Annotated in this window: 3 protein-coding genes; 1 reads left to right on the top strand and 2 read right to left on the bottom strand. The window is 34.7% G+C overall.

The features are described 5' to 3' along the window. Positions 1-909: 909 nt before the first annotated feature. The gene (locus tag AMS59_RS23285; RefSeq protein WP_053486087.1) at positions 910-2,385 is read right to left on the bottom strand and encodes an MDR family MFS transporter; all 1,476 of its coding nucleotides are present in this window, start codon (positions 2,383-2,385) and stop codon (positions 910-912) included. Positions 2,386-2,529: 144 nt separating this feature from the next. Between AMS59_RS23285 and AMS59_RS23280 the strand changes: the two genes are divergently transcribed. Further along, positions 2,530-3,105 carry a TetR/AcrR family transcriptional regulator gene (locus AMS59_RS23280; protein ID WP_053486086.1) on the top strand — a complete coding sequence of 192 codons (576 nt, stop codon included), beginning with the start codon at positions 2,530-2,532 and terminating at the stop codon, positions 3,103-3,105. 63 nt (positions 3,106-3,168) lie between these two features. Here AMS59_RS23280 and AMS59_RS23275 read toward each other — a convergent pair whose 3' ends face one another. Further along, the gene (locus tag AMS59_RS23275) at positions 3,169-4,035 is read right to left on the bottom strand and encodes a GNAT family N-acetyltransferase (RefSeq protein WP_053486085.1); all 867 of its coding nucleotides are present in this window, start codon (positions 4,033-4,035) and stop codon (positions 3,169-3,171) included. Positions 4,036-4,419: the final 384 nt, after the last annotated feature.

Raw genomic sequence — 4,419 nt, 5'->3', positions numbered from 1 at the left:
TTTGATTAGCTCAAATTGTTTTGCTGGCATCATGTTTGATGTCCAAAATTTTGTTTCGTTCACCAACTCAAGGTTAGTTACTAAAAACTTTATTGATTACGTTTTGCTTGTTCAGTTTTCAAGGTTCATTTCGTCGCCGCTTTTCTCATCAGCAACTCTTATATAATATCATGTCGCAAACCCGATGTCAACAACTAATTTATTTGATTAAGTTGTTTTTCAGCGGTTGTCTTAACGACTTGTATAATACTACACTCTTAATTTAAAAAGGTCAACACTTTTTCTAATAAAATTTTATACTTTTTCACTTCATCGAGAAACTTCCTATATAATAATTAAGAAAATAATTTAATATTAGACTCACAATCTGACGATAATTTAATGTCTTATTGTTATCCTAATCTCTATTGAATCAATTTCATAAATCATATTTTTTCAAGAGCTTAGACTGCTCCTATTAAGGAAACTTACGTTTTTTTAAAATGCTGCTTGAATTTATGATGTAAAAAAGCATTTAGACGACCTACTGCCAACTTCTAGGATTATAATTAAACGACCTGTTTAAAATGAAGGTTGGCTTTTCTTCCTGTCTTCATGGTTCTATACTTGCCCCCTATAGTTCATACGTATGCCGGGCGCATATAGAAAAAGAGGCTGAGACATAACTAATTTGCCCTTTATGAAAGACGGATAATTTTTAAATAAACAAAGAATATAAACAGAAAACCCGAACTATTACGAAACACAGAATGAGCGTTTCGTGATATAGTTCGGGTTTTTCATTGGCTAAAATCCTTTTGTCCCAGCCTCTTTTGTTATTAATCTTTATCAAACAGTATGACGGGCACATTAATACCGACTCGGTGAGCTTGTCAAATAAATCTACAGCAATTACAAAATTTATGTCTTTTAATTTTCTTCATATGAAAGCTGAGTGGCTTTTACTTTCTTTTTCTGTCCTTTTAAGAAAAACGATGCAACGAGGGCGATAATTATAAAAATTAATCCCAGCATAAATGCCCCTTGGAAACCGGATGTTAAACCATTTAATTGTTCAACTGGATCCATTGGAGTTGCCGAATTTTCCATATATTTAGTTGTACCTGATGACATTTTAGATATAAATATAGCTGTTCCAATTGCGCCAGCTACCTGCGATAACGTATTAAAGATCGCTGTACCGTGTGGATAAAGCTCTGGTGTCAATTGATTTAAACCATATGTTTGTGCTGTCATCACAAACATAAGTCCAATCATTAATAAACTGTGCATCAAGATAATTTGTGTCAATGTTGTTTCTGGGTTAATGCCTTTGAATAGCCACATTGCACCAGCTACTAACCCAATGCCAGGAATGATAATCGTTTTTGGACTAAGTTTATCAAATAACTTACCTGCAACCGGCCCCATTATGCCGCTAACAATACTCCCTGGTAACATGATTAGCCCTGATTTAAAGGCTGTAACAAGTAAAACCGTTTGTAAAAACATTGGTAATAATGTCATTGATGCGAACAGTGACATCATGACGATGAACATTAATACAACAGTTAAAGTAAACATTGGAAATTTAAATGCACGTAGTTCCAAAATTGGATTATCGATCTTTAATTGACGAACAACAAAAATAACTAACGATATAGCTCCGATAATTAAAGAATAATACACTTTAGAATCTGACCATCCTAAATCGCCCGAAGCACTAAAGCTGTACACGATACCGCCGAAACCTAACGTTGATAAAAGGATTGATAAATAATCAACTTTTGGTCGTGTTAACTCTGTGACATTTTGAATGTACTTCATTCCAATTAAAATAGAAATGATAACGATAGGAATAACCGTGTAGAATAACCATCTCCAATTCAGTGAATCCACGATCAATCCGGATAATGTAGGACCAACTGCTGGAGAAAACATCATAACAAGTCCGATTAAGCCCATTGTGGCACCACGCTTTTCAGGTGGACAAATAATTAAAATCGTATTCATTAGCAACGGTGAAATTAGCCCAGTAGCGATTGCTTGGACAATACGGCCGATTAATAAAACGGAAAATGTTGGTGCGAAGCCAGCAATCAATGTACCGACTAAAAATATAATCATGGCAGATAAGAACATTTGTCTTGTTGTGAACCATTGTTGAAGTAAAGCTGTAATCGGTACCAAAACCCCAACAACTAACATGTAGGCTGTAGAAAGCCATTGAATGGTCGAAGCTGATACATCAAATTCTTTCATTAATACAGTTAAAGCATTACCAAGTAATGTTTCGTTTAAAAACGCAACCATTGCACCTAAAATTAGTGCGATTATTATCGGTTTATGTCTAATATTAGAAAGATCAACTTTGCTACTTGTAGAATTCGTGATCGTAATATTCATTTATAAATTTCCCTCCTGCTTCTCGACTATTAATACGTGTGTATACAAAAGATCACAAGTAATATAATATACACATGTAGATTAAAAGTGGAGAATCAATTTTCATTAGTTGTATAATTAAACTACAGAACGGGAGAAATGTAGATGAAAAGTAATGAGAAGCAGCTGGATTTACGTATTAGACGCACATATAAATTATTGTGGGAATCTTTATTTGAATTAATGACGCAATCAAAACAAAAATATAGTACCATTACTATCAACCAAATTTGTGAGCGTGCGATGGTACATCGAACAACGTTTTATCAACATTTTGAGGATAAAAATGCATTATTAGCATTTGGATTAAAACAACATCAAGAGGAAGCTTTGACAGTTCCACTTTTAGATCGATTAACTAAACCATTTCAAGTAATGGAGCACTTTTTACATCATAAAGAGATAGGTAAAATAGTAGAGTCGCAAATGGATGACGAACAATTTATTAATGTTATGAATTTCCAAACTCGTGAAACGAAGAAACAGGAAAATGAAGAAATACAACAAATTTGTAAAAATCATACAATTCCACTTGAGTTAATTGTCGAATTCCACTCAAGTGTAATTACAACATTAAGTGCATGGTGGTTACAAAATAGAGAAGATATTTCAGCAATGGAAATGGATAGCTATTTTCATGCAATGATCAATCAAGATATTTTTCAATTTGAAAAGAAATAAATAAAGAGGTTTTTGGCGGAATAAAATAAGTGAGGAGTGATAACAAAACACTCCTCACCTATTTTAGTTTTTCACGTAGTAGTCTATTTGTTGAGCCTTCATAAAGCCTGCCTTCTCATAAACAGAAAGCGCCTTTCGATTGTCAATTTCTACATCCAGCATGACGAATTTCGCACCAATTTTGCTCGCATAATCTTTAGAAAATGAAAGCATCGCAGTACCAATTCCTTGCCCTTCACAGTTTGGATGAACTGCCAATGCCGTTACCCATTGAATTTCATTTTCCTGGGCAGTCGTCACTGTTCCAACAATTTCTCCATCTTTACGGGCTACCCATAGCTTTCTACCAGTTGTAGATGTATTAAAAGCGATTAGCTCCTCAGACTCTTCAGGTAGGTCTCCAAACGCTGCACTATAAATAGCAATCAGCTCTTCCTGTTCATCTGCATAAGGGATGATCTCGATATCATTCTTTATTTCTACTGACTCTGCTCTCGTTTCTAAAGTGGCCTCTGAAAAGCTATATGCAAAGCCCTTCTTTTCAATAAATGTGTGCCCAAAAGGTGTGCCATCTATTACTACCGCCAATTGCCCTTCTGCTCCACGCTCTTCGAGGCCGACCTGTAAAGCTTCCACTAAAACGGTTCCAATTCCTTTTTGACGGTACGGAGGTGATACAACTAAAGACCATTCATATGTATGTAGCCCCATTAAATCTATTGCACTAGCTGCACCAACTAATACATCTTTGTCATCTTCATAAGCAAGTACCATAAAGCCCTTCGATTCAAAAGAACTCGCCATAGGCAAACCCATTACAGTTTCATATACACGATAATCATGCGTGGTCGCTTCTTCACACAATAATTTTAATTCATTTAATGTTTCCCCATCTAATGGAAAAGACACTGTCATCACTGAAATATTCATCATCTACTCCGTTCTTGTATCACACTATTGCCCTATTGTAGCAAGAAAGAAAATAAGCTGGCAACAAAATATACTAACCATTTCTAATTATTAACAATTTTACTTCAAATATAGTGAAATTAAAAGGTTTTATATAATTTTTGACGGTTATAGACTGAAAATTACTAGAATAAGATATGCATTTTTATACACTACCATTCATCTGAAGGCCCGATTTTCGTTGCGGTTGAACGTCGAGTTGCTCCCTCACCTAAGAAAAATATTTTCACCTAGAAATTTATCCGTAATTATACTATTTTTATAAAAAAATGGCTCATCACCAAAAGTCGTGGGTGACAAAATCAACGACCTGTTTCTAAACGTAAACGAAGGAAAAAACGGTCT

This window comes from Lysinibacillus sp. FJAT-14745, assembly GCF_001275675.1.
In the GTDB taxonomy this organism is placed as follows: domain Bacteria; phylum Bacillota; class Bacilli; order Bacillales_A; family Planococcaceae; genus Lysinibacillus.
This window is presented reverse-complemented; position numbering and strand designations above follow the sequence as displayed.